Genomic DNA, 20,057 nt, shown 5'->3' on the forward strand with positions numbered 1-20,057 from the left:
ATTCATCGTTCCTCCTGGTTGATTGGTTTTTGTCGACATAATTTTACCAGAAAACGGTGAATCATTTTTTGTTGCACTTAGATTGTAAATTCAAGGCACAAAAAACGCCGCCCTGTACCGGCGGCGCTTTGGGGCGTAAAAGACGCCCTTTCGTCTACACATGACATTTGACAACATAGAATATAGGAAGGAGTGTATCGGGTAGACGATTGACTTTGGAGGTAAATGATATGTTGTATCATCTACTGATTTCATGATATCGTCTTTTCCTCGAAATTGCAAGGGGAAATTTTCAAATTCCGAAACTTTTTTTAAGCCGGCGGCGCCGCACCATGCGCCCGATTCCGTAGACAAAGGCGGCAAATCCCAGCCCCAATGCGATATACCGATAGGGCAAGAGCGTCTGTGCATAGCGGTCGAAGACGTAGGCGTAGGCGTACATGTAGATCTGGATCCAATACATGAGGAGGACAAATAAGACTTCCTTGACGTACTTTCGGCAGACGATCGCCACCACGAGGGCGAACATGGACAGGTAAAACTCGACGGTTCGCGAGAATATGATGGGGTCTTTGGTATGGGGCACCACTTCGTCCCAATAAAAGGTCTCGAAGAGCATCTTCTGCGGCTTGAGCAAGAAATAGCTCCGCAGCATGGAATCGCGGTCGTGCTTCCACCAATAGTCCATGCGCAGCCGCGCCCGCGCCTCGTCGCCCTTCATATAGAAGAATCGGAGGTGCTTTTCGCTCATTTTTCCCTCGTCGTCCACCAGATGGGCGTATTTTTCCATAAGCGGCTCGGTCACCTGCGCATTGTAGTCGAAGGCCTCATCGGGCGGGTAGCCCTCGCCCTGATAGGTGCCCAAGAGCAGCGGGTTGCCGATGCCGTATGTAAGGGGGATCCGTTCCTCAAAGTGGTAGTAATTGCGTATGCTCCAGGGCACGATAAAGAGCGCGAGGAGCACCAGGCCGATAAAGCTCTGCAAATACAGCGTCGTCGACGGGTATTTCTTGAGCGCCAAGTAGGGGATCGGCGCCACAAAGTAAAACATCGCCTGGGCTTTAAGCATCAGACAGCAAAACGCCGCCAAAAAGACGATGACAAAACTGCCCCAGTCTCTGTGCTTCGCCATGCGAAAGACGCCGTAGAGATAGAGGCATGTGAGCATCATAAAGGGCGTCTCGGACAAGATCAGATTGTCCTGCCAGGCGAAATCGGGGGTAAAGAAAAACAGCGTCGGCAATAGCGCCGCGTATTTCGGCGCCCATTCCCGAATGGCGAGATACAGAAACCACGGCGCCAAGGTGCCCATAATACACCAGAGCACTTTGAGGGCGAGCCACAGCCTCTCTCCCGTGCCGAAAAAGGGCACAAAGAGCGAGATCAACGCCGGCATGCCCGGCATAATCTGCGCCGATACGACCCCGTGCATGGTGAGGGTCTTGGTTTCGTAGAGGGTAATCCCCGCCTTGACATAGCTCAAATCGTCGCTTTCCAGTGAATATGTAGGGCCCAGGTGAGAGAGCATATACAGGCGTTCAAAGAGGAGGAGCAGTAGGATCAGGATCATGATCCAATGCTCTCTAAAAAAATGTTTGCGTTTGATGCGTACCGCGCCTTCCACGGCATCCCTTCCCTTCAAAAAAAATTTCGCGATTGCGGTAAGACTCTACCATACAGAATACCACCTTTCTTTCAACTATGGTAGAATAGAAGCAGATTTTATATTGACACGAAAGAGGAGATTGCGATTATGAAACGATATATTGGAACGACGACCCGAGGCATACGCCTGCCCATCGTCCGCGAAGGCGACGACCTGGTAGAGGTGGTCTTCGACTCGGTGGTAAAAGCCGTAGAATCCGAAGACATCCCCGTTCGGGACAAAGACATCATTTGCGTCACCGAATCCCTGCTCGCCCGATGTCAGGGCAACTACGCCACCGTCGACGAAATCGCCGAAGATGTGGCCGGCAAATTCCCCGGCCCCTTCGGCGTCGTCTTTCCGATCCTGTCCAGGAACCGTTTCTCTACGATTCTGAATGGACTCGCCAAGAGCGGCCGAAAACTCCACATTCTGTTGAGCTTTCCCTCCGACGAAGTGGGCAACCACCTTATGGACGACAACAAGCTCTACGGCGCCAAGATCAACCCCTATACCGACGTGCTGAGCGAAGAAGAATACAGACGACACTTCGGCGAAGAAGTCAAACACGAATTTACGGGCATCGACTACGTAAAGCTCTATAAACAAATCGCGCCTGACAGCGAAATCTACTTCTCCAACGATCCCCGCACCATCCTTTCCTATACCGAGGACATCCTCGTGGCCAGCATTCACAGCCGCAACTTTATCAAGCGCGAGCTGAAAGACAACGGCGCCCACCTCGTCTACGGCCTCGACGACATCCTCTCCGATCCCTCCGACGTCCACGGCTATAACGAAGAATACGGCCTTTTGGGCAGCAATATGGCCGGTGAAGAAAAGGTCAAACTCTTCCCCAGAGACGGCATGCCCTTTGTAGAAGAGTTGCAAAAACGCCTGAACGCGCACTTCGGCGTGCATATGGAAGTGATGATCTACGGCGACGGCGCCTTTAAGGACCCGGTGGGCAAGATTTGGGAACTGGCCGACCCGGTCGTATCCCCCGCCTATACCGACGGACTGGAAGGCACGCCGAGCGAACTCAAAATGAAGTACCTCGCCGATACCGAACTCAAGGATCTCCCCAAAGAGGAGATGGAAAGGGTCATCGTCGAACGGATCCACGAAAAAGATCAGGATCTCTTGGGCAAGGACGAAACCCTGGGCACCACCCCCCGGCGCCTCACCGACCTCTTGGGCTCTTTGGCCGACCTCACCTCGGGAAGCGGCGACAAGGGTACCCCCGTCGTCCTGGTACAGGGCTATTTCGACAACTATTCCAATATGTAATTTCGAGCATACAAAAGAGCGACTCCCGTCGCTCTTTTTGTATACGCATCTCCGCACTAAAAAACCGCCCCTTTGCAAAGGGGCGGTTTTTGTATCTTCAGTATTCCGATTCGGCGTTGGCGACATAGAGGGTGGTGATGCCCAAAAATCGCTCCGCGTCGATGCGCACCACGCCGTCGTCGACATTGGTGTAATAGGGATAGTATACGTCGATGCCGTCAACGGTGGTCTTTTTGTAGACATTGGCATCCCGCGTGGGCTTGCCCTTCGAGACCGAAGCATTTCGGATGCCCGGGGCGCCGCAGCAGCCGGAAGCGATCACGTCTACGGAGATGGCGTCGATGCCTTTTTTCTTCAAATATTCCATGGCGGCCGGTGCAATGGCCGCGTCTTTTGCCAACATAGTGCTACTCGTTTCTGTTCGGCGAAATCTATGCGCCGGATTTACTTCGTCTCGGTTTCGTAATCGGCCTTTTGGCGAATAAAGTTGCCGCTCCGCAAGTCGGAAAACGCCTCTTGAATCTCTTCGTCGGTGTTCATAACGATGGGTCCGCCCCAGGCGATGGGCTCTTTGAGGGCGAGGGAGCTCATAAAGAGGATATAGCTCTCGTCGCTGAGACCTTCGACGGTGATCGAATCGCCCTCGGACACCTTGACCGCGGTTTTTTCGGGGATCTCTTCACCGGCGATCTTCGCGTCGCCCAAGAGGGTAAAGAGCATTACCGAACGCGCGGGGTCGGTTTCGATGGTGAGGGATTTCCCCTTTTGAATGTGGATGTCGTAGTAGTCTAGGGGCAAATACTCGCTTTGATGGCCCGTATGCCCGCCCGATAGTCTTCCGGATTTTCGCTGTCGAAGGAATCGAGCATCAAAATGGGGTCGAAGGCCTCCATGGTGCCCGGGCCGAGTACGCGTACCAAATGCACGCCGGCGCCGTCGATGGCCGCCTTACCGCGAACTTTTTATGTTACTTTTCTTTCCATTGGTATACTCCCTTCCGTTGCTTATCAGTTGTACATCACTTATACCCTTTTCGTGGAGATTTAACCGCGGCGAAAGGGCGCGCCGGTGGCCACAAAAAAACTCCGCCCGAAGGCGGAGAGTATTAAGCGGCTTTTCGCTGCAAGTATTTGATGCGCACGATCTTTTTGATGTCCTTGGCTTCTTTGAGGCCCAAGAAGTCGAGGATTACAAAGTACAGTACCGCGGAGAGGCCGACGGTTACGAGGAAATACAAGAGCTTTAGGCTCGTGCTCGTTCCGATAAAGCCCGCGCCGAAATTGTAGAAGTAGTAGGCGAATACGCCCATAATCGCCGATGCGATCACGGTCTTTGCGGTGATCTTGACATAGCTTTTCATGCCGATATGGCCGAGCTTCTTCCACAAGAGATAGAAGGAGACGCCGGTGACGACGGTCTGGGCGATCGAGACGGAAAGCGCCAGGCCGTTGATCCCCATAAACCGCACCAGGACGAGGTTGCAGCCCACGTTAAACAATACATTGATGACCCCGAGATAGAAGGGCGTCTTGGTATCTTCCAAACTGTAGAAGACCCGGTTCTGCACATTGTTCACCGAAATCGAGACCAATGCCAGGGTGTAAAAGCGCAGGCAGATCGCCGTCGCGTCCGCATCCGCCGGGGTAAAGGCGCCGCGCATAAAGGCGAGTTCCACGATGGGACGCGCGAGGACGATCAGTCCCGCCATGGCGGGAATGGTGATGAGGAGCACGGAACGCACGGAGCCGTTCATGATCTTTTTGCCCTTCTCCATATCGCCCTCGTCGAATGCCTTGCTCATGGCGGGGTAGATGACCGAGGTGATGGCGGTGATAAAGATTCCGATCACCAGTACATTCAGCTTGTTGGCGTAGTCCAGCCGGCTCATAGAACCCGATACCAAACCCGATGCCAGAGCGCGGTTGACCAGGGTGTTGATATTGTTGACGCTGACGGTGATAATGGCGGGAATCGCCAGCAAAAGCGTCTGCTTGGTGTGCCGATCCGACAGGTCGAGTATGGGCCGAAACCGATACCCGGTGCGGTACGAACCGTAGATGACGGCGATAAACTCCGCCACCACCGCGAGCACCGAGACGACGGTAAGCCCGTAGATGCCGAATTGCGAAGACATGGTGAACAGATACACCAGGTAGACCGTATTCAGCCAGATGGGGACCGATGCGGCGATGCCGAAGCGATTGTGAAAGTGGAGATAGCCGGTAAAGATCCCCTCGTAGGCGGAAAAGACGATGACCGGCATACCCAGCTGAATGAGCTGTATGGTCAGCGCCTTGGTGCGCGGATCAAAGCGCGGCCCCACCAACATGGCGAGAAACGGCGCCCCGACGATGCCCAGAAGCATTATGCCCAAGGTAAGTAAGCTCACGATCACAAATATGTTGTTGGTAAAGCGGTGTTTTCCCTCTTCGCCCTGTTCCGAAAACACCGATTGGAGTCCGGGGATAAAGACCGTACTGATCCCCATAACGATGTACATACTGACGGTGGACGTGGCGGATTGTGCCGCCACAAAGGCGTCTTTTTCGTATCCCGCGCCGAATACCGCCGCTACGAGGGACTCCCTGCCGAATCCCATCATCTTCCCGATCAGGGAAAATAGGATAATCAGCCCCGTAGACTTTGCGATGGATGTCTTTTTCATACTGCCTCCTCACGAACCTCCATTATACCAAAAACCCCCGCGGCGATTCCTAAAATCTCCCTAAGATCTGCGCAAAAAAACCGAATTCGCTGGGAATCCGGTTTCGGGTGCTATTGATACAGCAGATAGGGCGCCCGCTCGGCGCGAAATGCCTCCACATCGCTTTGGTAGGCCGCGACGATCTCCTCGGGACTCTTTCGGGCGCGGAACATCTCGGCGATGGTCTCGGAGCCCTGAATCAGATAAAACATACTGTAGGGCTTTTTGAGCGTCGGCACGTTGATGGGCCGCATCTGATTGGCCACCGCCAGGGTGTAGATGCCCGTACGGGCGGGGTTAAAGCTGTGGGGATCGGTGACCTCTACGCGTACGCCGCCGCGGGATCCCTTGGGTGCCGCCACAAAGCGCACGCCGGGAAGGTTCTTCGCGTTCAGCCTCCTTGCGTATTCGGCGGAGTTCATGTTTTTTCCGCCGACCCAGTGAAACTTTTCGTCCTGGCCGATACCGGTCTCTTCGCCGCTCCCCGTAGCCATATACAAAAAGGCGCTGGAGAGGTTGGGAATATTCGGACTGGTCTGGGCGAAAGGCAGGCCCGTGTCCTGCCACACCATATCGCGGCGCCAGTTCTTTAAGGGCACCACGGTGAGATCGGCGCCGATCTCGCGATTGAAGAACTGCCCCAACTCGCCGGCGGTCATGCCGTGGGCCATGGGCATCTTGTCGATCCCCACAAAGCTCTTAAAGCGCGTCTCGCGCAAAAAGCCCTCGACGATCTCGCCGCCCAGCGGATTGGGGCGATCCAGTACGACGATGGGAATGCCGTTTTCTTTCGCCGCCACCATGGCGTTTTGTAGGGTGGAGATATAGGTATAGGTGCGGCTCCCGATGTCCTGCATATCGTAGAGGAGCACATCGATGCCCTTGAGCATTTCCTTGGAGGGCTTGCGGGTGGGCCCGTAGAGACTGTAGACGGGCAGATTCATATTTTTGTCGAAATAGCTCGCCACATAGGCGCCCGCCTTCTGCTTGCCGTCGAGGCCGTGCTCGGGGCTATAGAGGGCGACGAGTTGTGCACCGGGATACGCCTTCAGCTTTTCGGCGACCGGGCGCCCTTCGGCGTCCACCCCGGTCTGGTTAGTGATCAGTCCGACGCGCTTTCCGTCGATAAGGTGCTTGTACTCGGTCAACAGCCGCTCGTTTCCGAGAACCACGCGTCCCGCCTCCGGTGCGGGTTGGGGCGCGGGGTCGTTCTTGGGAACGTAGGACGGCGTCTCAACGATAGCGCGGTTATTCGCCTTGTCGTAGCGAACCCTAAAGCCCAAAATCTCGCCCATATCCCGCAGGCGGAAATAGTTAAAGCCGTGGATATTGTAGCAGGCCTGCATGCGGTCTTGGGGAGATTTGCCCAGGACGATCAGCTGCATCTCTTTTTTGAGCGCCCGCTCCCGTGCGCCGCCGGACCGGTCGCCGGGGAAAGAGCGGTAGCGTTCTTCGGTGTTTACGGTGATGACGCGATTGTTGCCGTCGAGGGAAAAATCGAGCTTTCCCGCAAAAACCGCCGCGAGATCCCGCAGGCGGTAATAGTTGTTGTCGTGTATGTTGTAGCCCTTCAGATCCGTCACTTCGCCGTCTACGACGAGGGTCTGGGGGCTCTGAATTCCCTCTGCGCGCTCCGCCCGCACCGTTACGGGGAACAGGAGGAAAAACGCGAGGAATATAGAAAATAATTTCTTCATGAACGACTCCTTTCCCGTCTATTATAAGCCCTTTTTTCGAAAAAGATGTCGAACGAGCCGGTTTGACTTAAATTTGAAATGAAAAATAGTCTATGTAGAGACGGAAAGGCGAACACGCCTTAGCGGTTTTTTCTGCGCCGGCGCCGCTGTTCGTCGCGCACTTCGCGGAGGCGGTCGGATTCGTTAAAGAGCTCGTCGACGGTCTCCATGGACTTCAGCAAAAACCGAAGATCGCCGTCGGTAAGATACTCGCCGAGCTTGTCGTAGAGCGGCGCGAGCATGGAGCGAAACTCCTCCACATAGCCATCGCCCTTTTCGGTCAAAAAAACATAGACGATGCGCGAATCCTCCGTCGATCGCTCTCGGTATACGAAGCCCTTTTCCTCGAGCACCGTACAGATCTTCGAGATATTGCCATGGTCGCGGTGCAGGGATCGGGCGATGGAGCGGATCGAGGTATCCTCTAGAGCGTCGATCTGTCCCAAGACGAGAAACTGCAACTGCGTAAGGGAGTAGCGGGCGGAAAAATAGTCGGTCAGCGCACTCCGGGTGTCGCATGCCTCTTTAATCAGCCGCCAATAGGTCCACATAAATTCTCTTGTATCCACAATGTCCCCCCTTCTTCGGTGTGAAATTTATAGAAATTATTCTGAATAATTATATACGTAATCTCTATTGGATTATATCATACGGGGTAGCGAAAAAAATATGTTTTTACCCCGATTTCTTTCTATTTTTTTATATATTCTTGTTAAATACCGCCTTTCCTTCGGCTCTCTGTCCGAAAAAGGTGATAAAAATAGAACATGCAGATACATGTTCTATTTTTCCAATATGCCTTTGAGCGTATACCACGGGAGGACGGCGCACTTAACCCGAGCGGGCAATTGTGCCACGCCCTGAAACGCCATGGCATCTTCCAGCTCCTCTTCTTCGTCTTCGGAGAGCGAGACGCCTTTGATCATATCGATAAAGGTATCGGCGAGCGCCAAGGCCTTTTCTTTGGTCTTGCCGCGCACGGTGTCGATCATAATAGAAGTGGACGCCTGAGAGATGGCGCACCCCCTGCCCGTATAGGACAGGTCTTTGAGGATATCGCCGTCCATTTTGATCTGCAGAGTGATCTCGTCGCCGCAACTGGGGTTGTGGCCCAGTTCGCAGTAGTCGGGATCGTCCAGATCTTTTTTGTTGTGTTCGCTGCGCGATTCTTCCATAATCAGCGTGGTGTAGATTTCATCGAGTGCCAAGGCCCATCACCCTCCTGACTTCGTCGAGGCTCTTGATAAAGTATTCGACTTCTTCCATGGTGTTGTAGACCGCAAAGGACGCGCGGCACGAGAAATACAGATCGAAACTGCGGTGCAGGGGCTGCGCACAGTGGTGGCCGCTGCGAATGGCGACGCCCTTGGAATCGAGAATCGACGCCACATCGTGGGGGTGCACTTCCTTAAAGTTAAAGGTGATCAGCCCGCCCCGCGGCCCTTCCGGCCGGGAGAGGATGTCGATGTCGTCCATCTTCGACATCTCGTCGTAGGCGTAGTTCAAAAGATGGCTTTCGTATTCGTGGATGTTTTCCATGCCGATGTTTTCCAGGTATTCGATCGCCGCCGGCAAACTCGAGGCCGCGCCCACATCCTGGGTGCCCGCTTCGAAGCGCGCCGGCGCATCGAGGAAGGTCGCCCGGTCTTCGTAGACGTATTCGATCATGTCGCCTCCGTACATATAGGGCTTTAAGGTGTTTAGGAGATCGAGCTTGCCGTAGAGGACGCCCGCGCCCATAGCGGCGAGCATTTTATGCCCGCTAAATACGAAAAAGTCGCAGTCCAAATCCCGCACGTCGACGGGCATATGGGGCGTGGATTGCGCCCCGTCGACCACCGCGCGCGCCTCGGGGCTCACGGTTCTGAGGTGCGCGATCATCTTTTTGACATCGGGCATGGTCCCCAGCACATTGGAGCTCTGGGTAATGGCGAGGAGTTTGGTCTTTGACGTAATTTTTTCTTCCACTTCGGAGAAGGGAATCGTCTTTTTGTCGTCGATATAGAGATAGACGAGCTTGGCACCGGTCTTTTCGGCGACATATTGCCAGGTGACGAGATTGGCGTGGTGTTCCATGATTGAGAGGACGATTTCGTCGCCCGCTTTGATATTCTCGAGCGCCCAGCTATAGGCGATGAGGTTTAAGGCTTCGGTGGCGTTTCGCGTAAAGACGATCTCTTTTGCGTCCTTTGCGCCGATAAAGTCCTTAACCTTCTCCCGCGCGCCTTCGTACACTTCGGTCGCCGCCATAGACAGGCGGTGTGCGCCCCTGTGGGGCCCGCCGTTTTGATAGCTATAGTAGCGGTTCATGGCCTCCAAGACCTGCCGCGGCTTTTGGGTCGTGGCCGCGGAGTCCAAATAGACCAAGGGTTTGTCTTTTGTCGACAGTTCTAAAAAGGGGAAATCCTTTCGGATCTCCATAATTTCGCTATGCTGTAACATCCTATCGCCTCCCCATACTGTAGTCGAGTTCTCGGTAGATGCGCTCGCGCTCTTCTTCGTAGACGATGCCGTCGATCACCGGCGCAAATTTCGCGTCGACGATCATGCGTTCCGCCGTCTTTTCGTCAAAGCCGCGGGTCATAAAGTAAAAGAGCAGTTCCTGGTCGATCCGCCCCGCACTGGCGGCGTGGTTGCCTTCGACGTCGTGTTCGTGGCTCAACAGCGCCGGCACCGACAGGCTACGGGCGGTGGAGTCGAGGAGGATGGCAAATTCTTCCTCGTTGCCGCGGCTTTCGGCCGAGCCTTCCAAAAAGTCTACCCGACTCTTAAAGACTTTGTAGCTTTCGTCCATCAAGGCGCCGTCTACGATCAGATTCGAGGTGGTGTTTTTCCCCGCGTGGATCATATCGTATTGGAAATCGTATTTCTGTGCGCCCTTGCCCAAAAAGATGGACTGCACGCTCCCCAAGGCGCCGTCGCCCACGAGATTGCAACGCACATTGGAGATTTCGTTCCCGTCGCCCATATGGAACACAAAGGCGTCGAGTTTTGCGCCTTCTTCCACCACGGCGATCAGGGACAGGTAGTTTTCCACTTCGCTGCGGTCCAAATTGGCAAAGTACAAGCGGGCGGTGGCGCCTTCTTTGACGTGGATACGCCCCAAGAGCGAGCGGTACCCGCCGGTCTTGTTCGAGGAGAAGTAGCCGGTCATATGGCACCCGGGCTCTACGATAAAGTCCAGGGTCACCACGGCGTCGTCTTCTCCTTCCATTCGGAAGATACCCAAATCCACGTCTTCTTTCGCTTCAAAGCGCTTATATTTCGTAGAGGCGCTCTCGTGCAGCTCGCGGAGCTCGGCACTTACGCCATAGGGCCCCGTAAATACCGCATCCGCCGGTGCGGGGGTGCTTCCCTTTACATCGGTCGCGGGGATATTGCGTTCGTTTACATTCAAATAATGATAGGTTTTGTATTCCAGTATATTTCCCTTGTGCGCTTTCATCAGCCGATGCTCCCTTCCAATTCCAAAGAGATGAGATTGTTTATTTCCACGGCATATTCCAGGGGCAGTTCCTTGGCGATGGGATCGGCAAAGCCGCGCACGACCGTCGCCCGCGCCTCTTCTTCGGAGATGCCCCGGGTCATCAGGTAGAAGATGACTTCATCGGAGATCCGGCCGATCTTGGCTTCGTGGCCGAAGTCCACATCCCGATTGTTGATGTCGATGGAGGGAATGGTGTCCTGGCGGGATTCGCTGTCGAGCATCAAAGATTCACAGGATACCGTGGACTTGGAGTCCTCGGCGTTTTCGGTGACCTTGACCAGGCCGCGATAGGTTCCGATGCCCCCGCCCTTGGAGATGGACTTGGACTGAATGGAACTCTTGGTGTGGTTGGCGGCGTGAATGACTTGGGCGCCGGTGTCGATGTTTTGTCCCGCGCCGGCAAAGCTGATGCCGGTGTATTCGTTCTGGGCGCCGTCTCCGGCGAGGACAGAAGTGGGATAGAGCATGCTCACCTTGCTGCCGAAGGAACCCGAGACCCATTGGATCTTGGCGTCCTTGCCGACGATGGCGCGCTTGGTGTTTAGGTTATACATATTTCTCGACCAGTTTTCGATGGTGGAGTAGCGCAGGGTGCCGCCGTCTTTGATAAAGAGCTCGACCGCCCCGGCGTGGATGTTGAGCGCATTGTATTTGGGCGCGGAGCAGCCCTCGATAAAGTGGCACTTCGCCCCCTCTTCGATAATAATCAGGGTATGCTCAAACTGGCCCGCCCCCGGCGCGTTTAGGCGGAAGTAGGACTGCAGCGGCACGTCTACGTCGACCCCTGCGGGCACATAGACGAAGCTCCCGCCGCTCCAAACCGCATAGTGGAGCGCCGCATATTTGTGCAGACTCGGCGAAATGCACTTGCCGAAATAGGCGCGCACGATGTCTTCGTATTCTCTCAGCCCCGTTTCGAAGTCGGTGTAGACCACGCCCTGATCGGAGAGATGCTTTTGAATGCTGTGATAGACCACTTCGGAATCGTACTGCGCGCCCACGCCCGAGAGGAAGGATTCCTTTTCCGCTTCGGGGATGCCCAGCTTGTCGAAGGTCTCGCGAATCTCCTCGGGCACGTCGTTCCAGTCGCCGGCGAGGTCGGCGTCCGGGCGGATATAGGTGATGACCTTGTTCATATCCACCTCGGAAAGATCCGGTCCCCATTCGGGATTTTGCTTTTCGTTAAAGATCGCCAAGGCCTCCAGCCGCTTTTCGAGCATCCATTCGGGCTCGTTCTTTTCCTTCGAGATCTCTCTTACGATCTCTTCGCTGAGTCCCTGTTCGGTCTTCTTTCTATACGTGAAGGGGTTCTTTTCGTCGTAGACCCCCCGATCCATTTCTTGAATATCGCTTTTTTTACGCATGGGCCTCTTCCTTAATCCAGCCGAACCCTTCGGATTCGATGCGGTCGATAATTTCGTCGCCGCCCTCTTTTACGATTCTGCCGTCGTTGATGACGTGCACATAATCGGGTTCGATCTCTTTTAATATCTCCCGGTGGTGGGTGATGATAATGACGGAGTTTTCGCCGTTCAGATACGCCTTCAGACCGCGACTCACCGTGGCCACCGCGTCGACGTCGAGGCCGGAGTCGGTCTCATCCAAGATCGCCAGCTTGGGATTGAGCATCAAAAGCTGCAGGATCTCGGTCTTTTTGCGCTCGCCGCCCGAAAAGCCGACATTCAAATAGCGCTCTGCGTATTCGGGCTTCATATCGAGCATTTTCATTTCTTTGTCGACGGCCTTCTTAAACTTCAAAATGGAGGTCTTTTCGCCCCGGGCGAGCTTGGCCTGGCGAATAAAGTTTTCCACGCTGATGCCCGGCACTTCGTGGGGCGTCTGAAAGCTCAAAAACAGGCCCTTTTGCGCCCGCTTGTCGGTGGAAAGATCGGTAATGTCCTCCCCGTCGAAGACGATCTTGCCTTCGGTCATGGTGTAGGCGGGGTTTGCCATAATCACATTTGCCAGGGTGGACTTTCCGCTGCCGTTGGGCCCCATAATTACGTGGACTTCGCCCTTACCGACCTCGAGGTCGATTCCCTTTAAGATTTCTTTTTCTTCTACGGAAGCGCGTACGCCTTCCACTCGCAGTAAAGCATCCATCTATTGAAAATTCCTCCTATATCCTATTGATTTTGTATGATATCTGTTTTTTAACTATAACACGATCCGCGAACACCGTCAATATGCCGTTTTTTGCCCCTTTTGTTATAATAGGAGCATGTCTGTTTCAGAAAAAATTTTACAATGGTACAACCCCCACAAGCGGGGGTTGCCCTGGCGAAATACCCGCGACCCCTACAAGATATGGGTATCGGAGATTATGCTCCAACAAACCCGCGCGGCGGCCGCGGTTCCATATTACGAACGATTTATCGAACGCTACCCCACGGTCGAGGCGCTGGCGGAAAGCGACGAAGATGAGTTGTTAAAATTTTGGCAAGGATTGGGCTACTACTCCCGCGCCAAAAACTTGCGAAAAGCAGCCATGCGCGTCGCAAAAGAGGGCATGCCGAAGGATGCCAAAACCCTCGAAACCCTCCCCGGCATCGGCGCCTATACCGCCGGCGCCGTGGCATCGATCGCCTATGGCGAGCCGGTCGCCGCCATAGACGGCAATCTCCTTCGCATCTTTAGCCGGCTCTATGCGGTAGAAGCGCGGATCGACGAGACGGCGGGCAAAAAAGAGATCGCCGCCCTCGCCGCTGCCGAGATCCCCGAGACGGCGCCCGGGGACTTTAACCAGGCGCTGATGGACCTCGGAAGCGAGATCTGTACGCCCAAGCGCCCGCGCTGCCTCGCCTGTCCGCTCCATGCGGACTGCATCGCTTTTCGAGAGGGCCGGCAAGAGGAATTTCCGCACAAAAAGCCGAAAAAGGAAAAGACGCGGGAACAGTACCTGGCCCTCGCCATACGCCACAACGGCGCATACCTCGTCGAAAAGCGGACCGATGGCCTCTTGTCCTCGCTCTGGGGCTTTCCGCTTCTGCCCGGCCGGTGGAAGAAAGAGGATGTGGAGAAGTATCTCGCGGAGCGCGCCATCGTCGCCAAAGAAATCCGCTTCGGCACGCGCTACGAGCACGTCTTTACCCACAAGATTTGGGAGATTACCGTGGTCGTGGCGACGGCCGAGGCGGTATTTACAGCGGCGGAAGAATACACTTGGGCCGATGTAGACGCCCTTCGGGAAAAATATGCGATCCCTTCGGCGTTTCGGCCCGTATTGGAGGAAATCTATGGATTGGATTAAAACCTACGAACCGCAAAATGCACAAGAGGCGGAAGACAGAGAACATTTGCTCCGCCTGAATGGTAAATTGATCGGCACCGATCGCGCCGATCCCTATCACTACACCACATCGTCGATGGTCCTCGATCGAGAAAAAGGCGCCCTGCTGATGATCTACCATCCTATTTATAAGAGCTGGTCCTGGCCCGGCGGACACGTGGAGCCGAAGGAGGACCTGTTGTATGCCGCACTTCGGGAACTGTACGAGGAGACCGGCATACAATATGTCAAGCCGGCGAAAAAGGCGCCCATCGGCATGCAGCTATTGGCCGTCAAGCCCCACAAACGAAAGGGCGTGCCGGTGGATGCGCACTTTCACATCAATTTTACCTTCGGTTTTTTCGGGAAGACCGAAGATACCCTCCTCGTCGAGGAGAAAAATCGCCTATGGGTGCCGGAAGGCGCCCTCGAAACCTTCGTCACCGAAGACCATATGCTCCCCATTTACCGCGAAATGCTCGAAAGGCTGAAGCGCTATGGCGCGGCGTGAAGTCTCGGAATCGCTGATCTTCGCCACCTTCCTGACGCTGGCGGGCGGCCTGCAAGACAGCTATTCCTATGCCCTTAGGGGCAAGGTCTTCGTCAACGCCCTTACGGGGAATGTGGTGCTCCTCGCGCTGAATGTCGTGGAGGGGAATGGGGCGCAGATCCTTCACTTTCTTTTCGCCATCCTCTCCTTCGCTCTAGGGGTCTATGTGTCCGCCCACTTCGGATTTTTGAAGCGACGGGCGCTAAAGCTCAAGTGGCAGCAACAGGTTCTGTTTTTTGAAATTCTGATTCTTTGCGCGGTGGGGTTGATCCCCGTCGCCTTTAACGACATCGCCAACGGCATGATGGCCTTCTCCTGCGGCATGCAGGTCAATGCCTTTCGCGAATTCGCCGACATTCGCTTTGCCACCACCATGTGCGTGGGCAATATGCGCACGGTCATGGACAATCTGGCGGGCTTTCGGCTGACCAAAAAGCGCAGCCATCTTAAAAAAAGCGGCGTGGTCTTTTATATCGTCTTTGTCTTTTTTACCGGCGCGGCTTTGGGAGGACTCCTCTTTTCCCATATGGGGCTGAAGACCATATGGGTTTCCGCGCTTTTTCTTGCCATCGCCTTTGTGCTTCTGATGAAAGACGAGACCGTTTTATAAGCCATTCTCCATAAAAAAAGGGATATGCGACCGCATACCCCTCTCGCGCCCTTCGGGGCGCTATTTATTTTTCTTCCTCGGCCCATTGCTTCCATACATCCGGCGCATGGCCCAGTACGGCGCGCTTTTTGCTGCGCACGATCGGCAGCTTCATAATTTCCGGATGGTCGATAATATAGGACTCTTTGCTTTCTTCGGTGGCATATTTTACATAGGCGAGGCCGTCCTTGTCCTTGCTCTTTTCGTCGATCCAGGCGTCCAAACCGCCGATCGAAGCGGTGATGGAGTCGAATTCTCCCCAGCTCAGTTCCTTTTCCATCAGATCTACGAATTGAAAGGAAATGCCCCGTTCCTTAAAGAACCGCTGTGCCTTTTTGGTGTCGTTGCTCTTTTTGGTGCCGAAAATTTGAATGCTCATATCCACCGCTCCGATCTGTTATACTATTCTTATGAAGAATTTACGTAATATTATCATAACCTGTATCGTACTTTTTGCCGCCGCTTTGCTTTCCTGTGACGACGTCGGCCCGGCCGATGCCGCCACCGTGACCCGCGTGGTCGACGGCGATACGATCGTCGTTCGAAATACCGAAGAATACCGCGTGCGCCTGATCGGCGTCGATACGCCGGAAACCGTGCATCCCAACGGCATCGTAGAACCTTGGGGAAAAGAAGCGTCGGACTTTACGAAGAAGGAACTCACCGGAAAACAAGTGTACTTAGAATACGACGAGGAACCCAAGGATCGCTATGGGCGCCGCCTCGCCTATGTGTGGACCGAGCCGCCGGAGGGCAGCGAAAAGAAGAAGGAAGACATCCTCTTTAACTGCCGTCTGGTGCGCGAAGGCTATGCCCGCGAGCGCTTTTACCCGCCGAACAAACGGCATCAGGCGCTCCTGCAGGCGGCGGAAGAACGCGCCATGGAGGAGAACAAGGGCTTGTGGCATATCGAAGGCGAAGAAGGCCCCGCCAAGGGCAATCGTCGCAGTAAATTATATCATATGCCCGGCGATCCCCAATATGACAGCATCTCCGAGAAAAACGTCATCTACTTCGACACCGCCAAAGACGCGGAAAAAGCCGGGTATCAGCGTGCGTTTCGCCGCTAGCTCCCAGACAGCTCTAAAAAACACGACCTTGTAGGCACAAGGTCGTGTTTTTTATTGTTCCACGTGGAACATTATTGTTTTTGGCTGGTATCATCGAGCAAAGGCGCCGAAACGAGAATCGCTGCATGCAGCGCTTGCACCTGCTCGGCCGCCGTCTGCACGCGTTCTTCATAGCTACGACGGCGCGCGTCGTCTTTTAGTGCGTCGATATTCAGCTTCGCCGTATACCCCGCGCTGCGAAAGGCCGTAAGGGCAAGATCGGCGGCGATATAGAGGTCGCTGACGGCGTTTTTGGTGATTTGTGCTTTGCAATCATTGAGCAAATTCAAAATCTTTTCGGCCGCCCGCATCGTCGAAATGGGTACTTCAATGGCGCGGATATAGCCCTTTTCAATGGCCTCACGGCGCAATGTCTTTTCGCTTTCCGTCTCTTTCGGCAGGCGAAAGGCGGCGAGCACGCCATCGAAAGCGTGGCCGTCGGCATCGATATTGTCTTCGGCATCCAGTGCGATCTCCGCCAGGACGCCAGAAGCCGGGCCGTCGACGCGGCTGAGCTTTAGGATCATAATGCCGAGAGAAGCCGCCAAGGCCGCGTTTAGGGCGGCTACAGATCCGCCGCCCGGAAGCGAAGAGGTGTCCATCGCCTTTTCGATATAGCGACGGACGGGCAGATCGACGAGTTTCATAGGCGCAAAATCCCTTCCATCACGATGCGCGCGGTGCCGCCGACGAATATGTGGCCGTCTTTTTCGGAGACTTCGATCTCCGAAGGCCGGCCGACTTCCTGTCCCTGGCGGGCGCGGAGGCGGTTCTCCGATAAAATTCCGTTTTCTTTCATATAGAAATAGGTACAGCCGCTTCCGGTGCCGGATCCCGCTTCTTCCCATACACTCACCGAAGGGGAGAAGTTCCGCTGCTCTACGATTTTTTTCTCCTCGTCGTAGTAAAACAGGTGAAAGGACTTACAGTGGTATTTTTCGGAAAGCATGGCGAGGTTGCGCCGCTTGGGGTAGACTTCGTGCAAATCCGCCGCCTTTTTGAGCGGAATGATCATCGTCTCTACGCCGCCGTCGACCACTGCCGGAATCAAATTCACATCTCCCGTGCCGATATGGTCCGCGTCCACCTCAAAGGCCTCCGCCAGCGCCTCCAAGTCTTCGACCGCGCTCGTCACCTTCATTTCGGGAAGCTGCACGTCGACGAAGTCGACCTCGCCGCCGCGAAAACTCAAATACACGCAGAGGGGTCCGGCGCCGGTATACTGCAACACCTTTTTCTTCGATTCGCTGCTGCCGATGTAGCCGAATTTGGCGAGGGTCCAAAAAGTGGCGAGGGCCGCGTGCCCGGAGATCTTGATCTCCTCGGTGGGCGTAAAGTAGCGGGCGCTGTAAATATCGCGGTCCAGCTTTCGGATGCAGATGGTCTCGGGATGGTTGAGCTCCCGCGCGGCCTTTTGCATTTCGTTGTCGCTCATATCGCCCTTGGTGAGTACGATTCCCGAGGGATTTCCCACAAACGAGCGGTCGGTAAAGGCATCGGTAATAAAAAATGTATATTCTCTAGTCATCCAGCTCTCCCCCCATAATCATCTCTACGATGCGGGACAGATCGTCCCCGGAATAGTACTCGATCACCAGGCGCCCCTTTTTGCCGTTGCCCTTGAGTTGTGCCTTGGTGCCCAATCGATCCATCAGTTGTTCTTCGATGCTCCGGTAGTAGGGCGAGATTTTTCGCTCCCGCGGTGCCTCTTTGCGGCTCTGTTCGATCGTCTGTTGTTCGCGAATCATCTTTTGTGCGCGCTTGATCTGCTCCCTGCCGTCTTTGATGCCGAGTAGCAGCTTTCCCTGGCTGATGGTGAGATCCCGATTGCGGAGCATTTCCTGCACGGCGGGCTCGAGCTTCATCAGGCGCATGCTGTTGGCCACATAGGGGCGGGATTTGCCCACCAGATTGGCGAGCTGCTCCTGGGTATAGCCGTACTTTTTTCGGAGCGCTTCGTAGCCTTCCGCCTCTTCCATGGGATTGAGGTCTTCCCGCTGGATGTTTTCGATCAAAGAAATGCGGTCCTGTTCTTCCTCGTTCACGTCGATAAAGCGTACAGGCACATCTTCCAGTCCCGCTCTCTTGGCGGCGCGCAGTCGCCGTTCTCCGGCGATCAGGCGAATCTCTTCGCCTTCCCTTTGTACCAAAAGCGGCTGCAGAACGCCCACCGCCTCGATACTGCGGGCGAGTTCCTCGATCCCTTCTTCTCCGAATCGCTTGCGCGGTTGCTCGGGATTGGGGCGAATTTCCGCAATCGGCAAGGTGTCCGGTTCCTTGCTGTCCAAAGGCGCGGTGTTGAAAAAGTTATCCAGACCGCGACCCAAACCACGCTTCTTCTCCATTATGCGTCCCTCCCGATCAATTCTTCCGCCAAGGCGATATAGGCCTTCGCGCCCCGGCTCTTGGCGTCGTAATCCAATATGCTTTTCCCGTAAGACGGCGCCTCCGCCAATCGTACATTGCGGGGGATCACCGTCGAAAATACTTTGTCCTTAAAGTACGATTTGACTTCTTCGACCACGAGCATACTTAAATTCGTACGCCCGTCATACATAGTAAGCACTACACCTTCGATCTCGAGCGAAGGATTAAAACCGTTTCGCACCAGCTGAATGGATTCCATCAACTGTGATAAGCCCTCTAAGGCATAGTATTCGCACTGCACGGGAATCAAGATGCTGTCGCAGGCGGCGAGGGCCGATATGGAGAGGATCCCCAAGGACGGGGGACAGTCCATCAAAATATAATCATAGCCCTCCAATTGTTTGAGGCGTTCCTTGAGAATCATCTGCCAGCCTTCCGTTTGCGCGAATTCGATTTCGATACCCGCAAGAGTGGAACCGGAGGGGATGAGATCCAGATTTTCTTTGATATGCACCACGGGGTCTTCTTCGGACCCCAATAGAAAATCGTAAATCATATTTTCCCGATCTTTTTCTACGTTCAAACCGCTGGTGGCGTTTCCCTGGGGATCCAAATCCAGAATCAGGACTTTCTTTCCGCCAAATGCCAGCGCATCCGCCAGATTGACCACCGTCGTGGTCTTTCCGACCCCTCCCTTTTGATTAAATACAGCAATATACTTTCCCATGATTCCACTCCTTTCCTACCCATAGTATCAAATACCGGGACAAATAAAAAGAGAGGAATGTTCCACATGGAACATTCCTCTCTGGTGCCTATATGTTTTGTTCCATATGGAACAGTTTTCCGAAAAAATAGTGTTCCATATGGAACATTATTTCTTTCCCTTGCGCACGTATAACACTTTCTCTTCTTTATTTTTCATATCTTTAACGATGATTTTTTCGCGCTCTTCGGCGCCAACGACTTCGTTTCCGCCCGATCTTTGACGGGTGATACGGCGTTTCTTTAAATATTCTCGCTTGGATTCGCGCATTTCTTTATGGGACAAATATAAAAACAGAAGGACACATAACACCAGCGCCACCAAAGCGCCCGTTTTCACCGAGGGAATAAAGTAATCGAAGAGATCGCCGTAATACGCGGCACACAAACACAGGATCGGGATCAGCATACCCGTCGCTATACTTCTGTCTTTCCACAGACAATAGAGAAGAGCCGCGAGGGCGACGGCAAAGACAATCATAGGCGC

23 protein-coding genes are annotated in these 20,057 nt (G+C 54.4%); 5 read left to right on the forward strand and 18 right to left on the reverse strand.

The window, feature by feature from the left end; all coding sequences use genetic code 11:
- Positions 1-292: 292 nt before the first annotated feature.
- Complete coding sequence (locus QO008_RS04240) at positions 293-1,570, reverse strand: ArnT family glycosyltransferase (RefSeq protein ID WP_307384693.1); 1,278 nt, start codon at positions 1,568-1,570, stop codon at positions 293-295.
- Between the two features lie 183 nt (positions 1,571-1,753).
- Between QO008_RS04240 and QO008_RS04245 the strand changes: the two genes are divergently transcribed.
- Positions 1,754-2,935 carry a coenzyme F420-0:L-glutamate ligase gene (locus tag QO008_RS04245; protein WP_307384695.1) on the forward strand — a complete coding sequence of 394 codons (1,182 nt, stop codon included), beginning with the start codon at positions 1,754-1,756 and terminating at the stop codon, positions 2,933-2,935.
- Between the two features lie 97 nt (positions 2,936-3,032).
- On the opposite strand, the gene QO008_RS04250 is transcribed toward QO008_RS04245, so the two are convergent.
- The 11 genes from QO008_RS04250 to sufC form a co-directional block, all read right to left on the reverse strand.
- The gene (locus QO008_RS04250; protein ID WP_307384697.1) at positions 3,033-3,338 is read right to left on the reverse strand and encodes a CC/Se motif family (seleno)protein; all 306 of its coding nucleotides are present in this window, start codon (positions 3,336-3,338) and stop codon (positions 3,033-3,035) included.
- A gap of 41 nt (positions 3,339-3,379) precedes the next feature.
- Positions 3,380-3,733, reverse strand: coding sequence for a pirin-like C-terminal cupin domain-containing protein (locus QO008_RS04255; RefSeq protein ID WP_232006475.1), 354 nt, complete (start codon positions 3,731-3,733; stop codon positions 3,380-3,382).
- Positions 3,724-3,861 carry a cupin domain-containing protein gene (locus QO008_RS04260; RefSeq protein ID WP_232006476.1) on the reverse strand — a complete coding sequence of 46 codons (138 nt, stop codon included), beginning with the start codon at positions 3,859-3,861 and terminating at the stop codon, positions 3,724-3,726. The genes QO008_RS04255 and QO008_RS04260 overlap by 10 nt, the downstream gene beginning before the upstream one ends.
- Before the next feature lie 179 nt (positions 3,862-4,040).
- Positions 4,041-5,600 carry a murein biosynthesis integral membrane protein MurJ gene (gene murJ / locus QO008_RS04265; RefSeq protein ID WP_126466251.1) on the reverse strand — a complete coding sequence of 520 codons (1,560 nt, stop codon included), beginning with the start codon at positions 5,598-5,600 and terminating at the stop codon, positions 4,041-4,043.
- 110 nt (positions 5,601-5,710) lie between these two features.
- Positions 5,711-7,336, reverse strand: coding sequence for a DUF1343 domain-containing protein (locus QO008_RS04270; RefSeq protein WP_307384701.1), 1,626 nt, complete (start codon positions 7,334-7,336; stop codon positions 5,711-5,713).
- A 119-nt stretch (positions 7,337-7,455) separates the two neighbouring features.
- Positions 7,456-7,944 carry a MarR family winged helix-turn-helix transcriptional regulator gene (locus QO008_RS04275; protein ID WP_126466253.1) on the reverse strand — a complete coding sequence of 163 codons (489 nt, stop codon included), beginning with the start codon at positions 7,942-7,944 and terminating at the stop codon, positions 7,456-7,458.
- Between the two features lie 213 nt (positions 7,945-8,157).
- Entirely contained in the window at positions 8,158-8,583 is a 426-nt protein-coding gene (gene sufU, locus QO008_RS04280; protein WP_126466254.1) for a Fe-S cluster assembly sulfur transfer protein SufU, read from the reverse strand.
- Positions 8,570-9,817: an aminotransferase class V-fold PLP-dependent enzyme gene (locus QO008_RS04285; RefSeq protein WP_307384703.1), complete on the reverse strand. Its 1,248-nt coding sequence runs from the start codon at positions 9,815-9,817 to the stop codon at positions 8,570-8,572. Before QO008_RS04285 ends, sufU begins: the two co-directional genes overlap by 14 nt.
- A gap of 1 nt (position 9,818) precedes the next feature.
- Complete coding sequence (locus tag QO008_RS04290) at positions 9,819-10,820, reverse strand: SufB/SufD family protein (protein ID WP_126466256.1); 1,002 nt, start codon at positions 10,818-10,820, stop codon at positions 9,819-9,821.
- Positions 10,820-12,226, reverse strand: coding sequence for a Fe-S cluster assembly protein SufB (gene sufB / locus QO008_RS04295; protein WP_307384705.1), 1,407 nt, complete (start codon positions 12,224-12,226; stop codon positions 10,820-10,822). The genes QO008_RS04290 and sufB overlap by 1 nt, the downstream gene beginning before the upstream one ends.
- On the reverse strand, positions 12,219-12,965 hold the full coding sequence (gene sufC / locus QO008_RS04300; protein WP_126466258.1) for a Fe-S cluster assembly ATPase SufC: 747 nt from the start codon (positions 12,963-12,965) through the stop codon (positions 12,219-12,221). The genes sufB and sufC overlap by 8 nt, the downstream gene beginning before the upstream one ends.
- Before the next feature lie 118 nt (positions 12,966-13,083).
- On the opposite strand from sufC, the gene mutY reads away from it, so the two are divergent.
- The 3 genes from mutY to QO008_RS04315 are packed head-to-tail and all read left to right on the forward strand — an operon-like array spanning position 13,084 to position 15,290.
- Positions 13,084-14,112, forward strand: coding sequence for an A/G-specific adenine glycosylase (gene mutY / locus QO008_RS04305; RefSeq protein WP_307384706.1), 1,029 nt, complete (start codon positions 13,084-13,086; stop codon positions 14,110-14,112).
- Positions 14,099-14,641, forward strand: coding sequence for an NUDIX hydrolase (locus QO008_RS04310; RefSeq protein WP_307384707.1), 543 nt, complete (start codon positions 14,099-14,101; stop codon positions 14,639-14,641). Before mutY ends, QO008_RS04310 begins: the two co-directional genes overlap by 14 nt.
- Complete coding sequence (locus QO008_RS04315) at positions 14,628-15,290, forward strand: YoaK family protein (protein WP_126466261.1); 663 nt, start codon at positions 14,628-14,630, stop codon at positions 15,288-15,290. The genes QO008_RS04310 and QO008_RS04315 overlap by 14 nt, the downstream gene beginning before the upstream one ends.
- A 64-nt stretch (positions 15,291-15,354) precedes the next feature.
- On the opposite strand, the gene QO008_RS04320 is transcribed toward QO008_RS04315, so the two are convergent.
- Positions 15,355-15,708 (reverse strand): arsenate reductase family protein, encoded by a 354-nt coding sequence (locus tag QO008_RS04320; RefSeq protein WP_126466262.1) that lies wholly within the window; start codon positions 15,706-15,708, stop codon positions 15,355-15,357.
- 31 nt (positions 15,709-15,739) lie between these two features.
- Between QO008_RS04320 and QO008_RS04325 the strand changes: the two genes are divergently transcribed.
- Positions 15,740-16,399 (forward strand): thermonuclease family protein, encoded by a 660-nt coding sequence (locus tag QO008_RS04325; RefSeq protein ID WP_307384709.1) that lies wholly within the window; start codon positions 15,740-15,742, stop codon positions 16,397-16,399.
- Positions 16,400-16,470: 71 nt separating this feature from the next.
- Here QO008_RS04325 and QO008_RS04330 read toward each other — a convergent pair whose 3' ends face one another.
- From QO008_RS04330 to QO008_RS04350, 5 genes are all read right to left on the reverse strand, one after another.
- Complete coding sequence (locus QO008_RS04330; protein WP_307384711.1) at positions 16,471-17,085, reverse strand: cyclodeaminase/cyclohydrolase family protein; 615 nt, start codon at positions 17,083-17,085, stop codon at positions 16,471-16,473.
- Entirely contained in the window at positions 17,082-17,966 is an 885-nt protein-coding gene (locus tag QO008_RS04335) for a PhzF family phenazine biosynthesis protein (RefSeq protein ID WP_126466265.1), read from the reverse strand. Before QO008_RS04335 ends, QO008_RS04330 begins: the two co-directional genes overlap by 4 nt.
- Complete coding sequence (locus QO008_RS04340; protein ID WP_307384713.1) at positions 17,959-18,783, reverse strand: ParB/RepB/Spo0J family partition protein; 825 nt, start codon at positions 18,781-18,783, stop codon at positions 17,959-17,961. The genes QO008_RS04335 and QO008_RS04340 overlap by 8 nt, the downstream gene beginning before the upstream one ends.
- Positions 18,783-19,532 (reverse strand): ParA family protein, encoded by a 750-nt coding sequence (locus QO008_RS04345; RefSeq protein WP_126466267.1) that lies wholly within the window; start codon positions 19,530-19,532, stop codon positions 18,783-18,785. Before QO008_RS04345 ends, QO008_RS04340 begins: the two co-directional genes overlap by 1 nt.
- 147 nt (positions 19,533-19,679) lie before the next feature.
- Positions 19,680-20,051 (reverse strand): hypothetical protein, encoded by a 372-nt coding sequence (locus tag QO008_RS04350; RefSeq protein ID WP_307384715.1) that lies wholly within the window; start codon positions 20,049-20,051, stop codon positions 19,680-19,682.
- Positions 20,052-20,057 lie beyond the last annotated feature (6 nt).

This window comes from Aedoeadaptatus ivorii (assembly GCF_030815095.1).
In the GTDB taxonomy this organism is placed as follows: domain Bacteria; phylum Bacillota; class Clostridia; order Tissierellales; family Peptoniphilaceae; genus Aedoeadaptatus; species Aedoeadaptatus ivorii.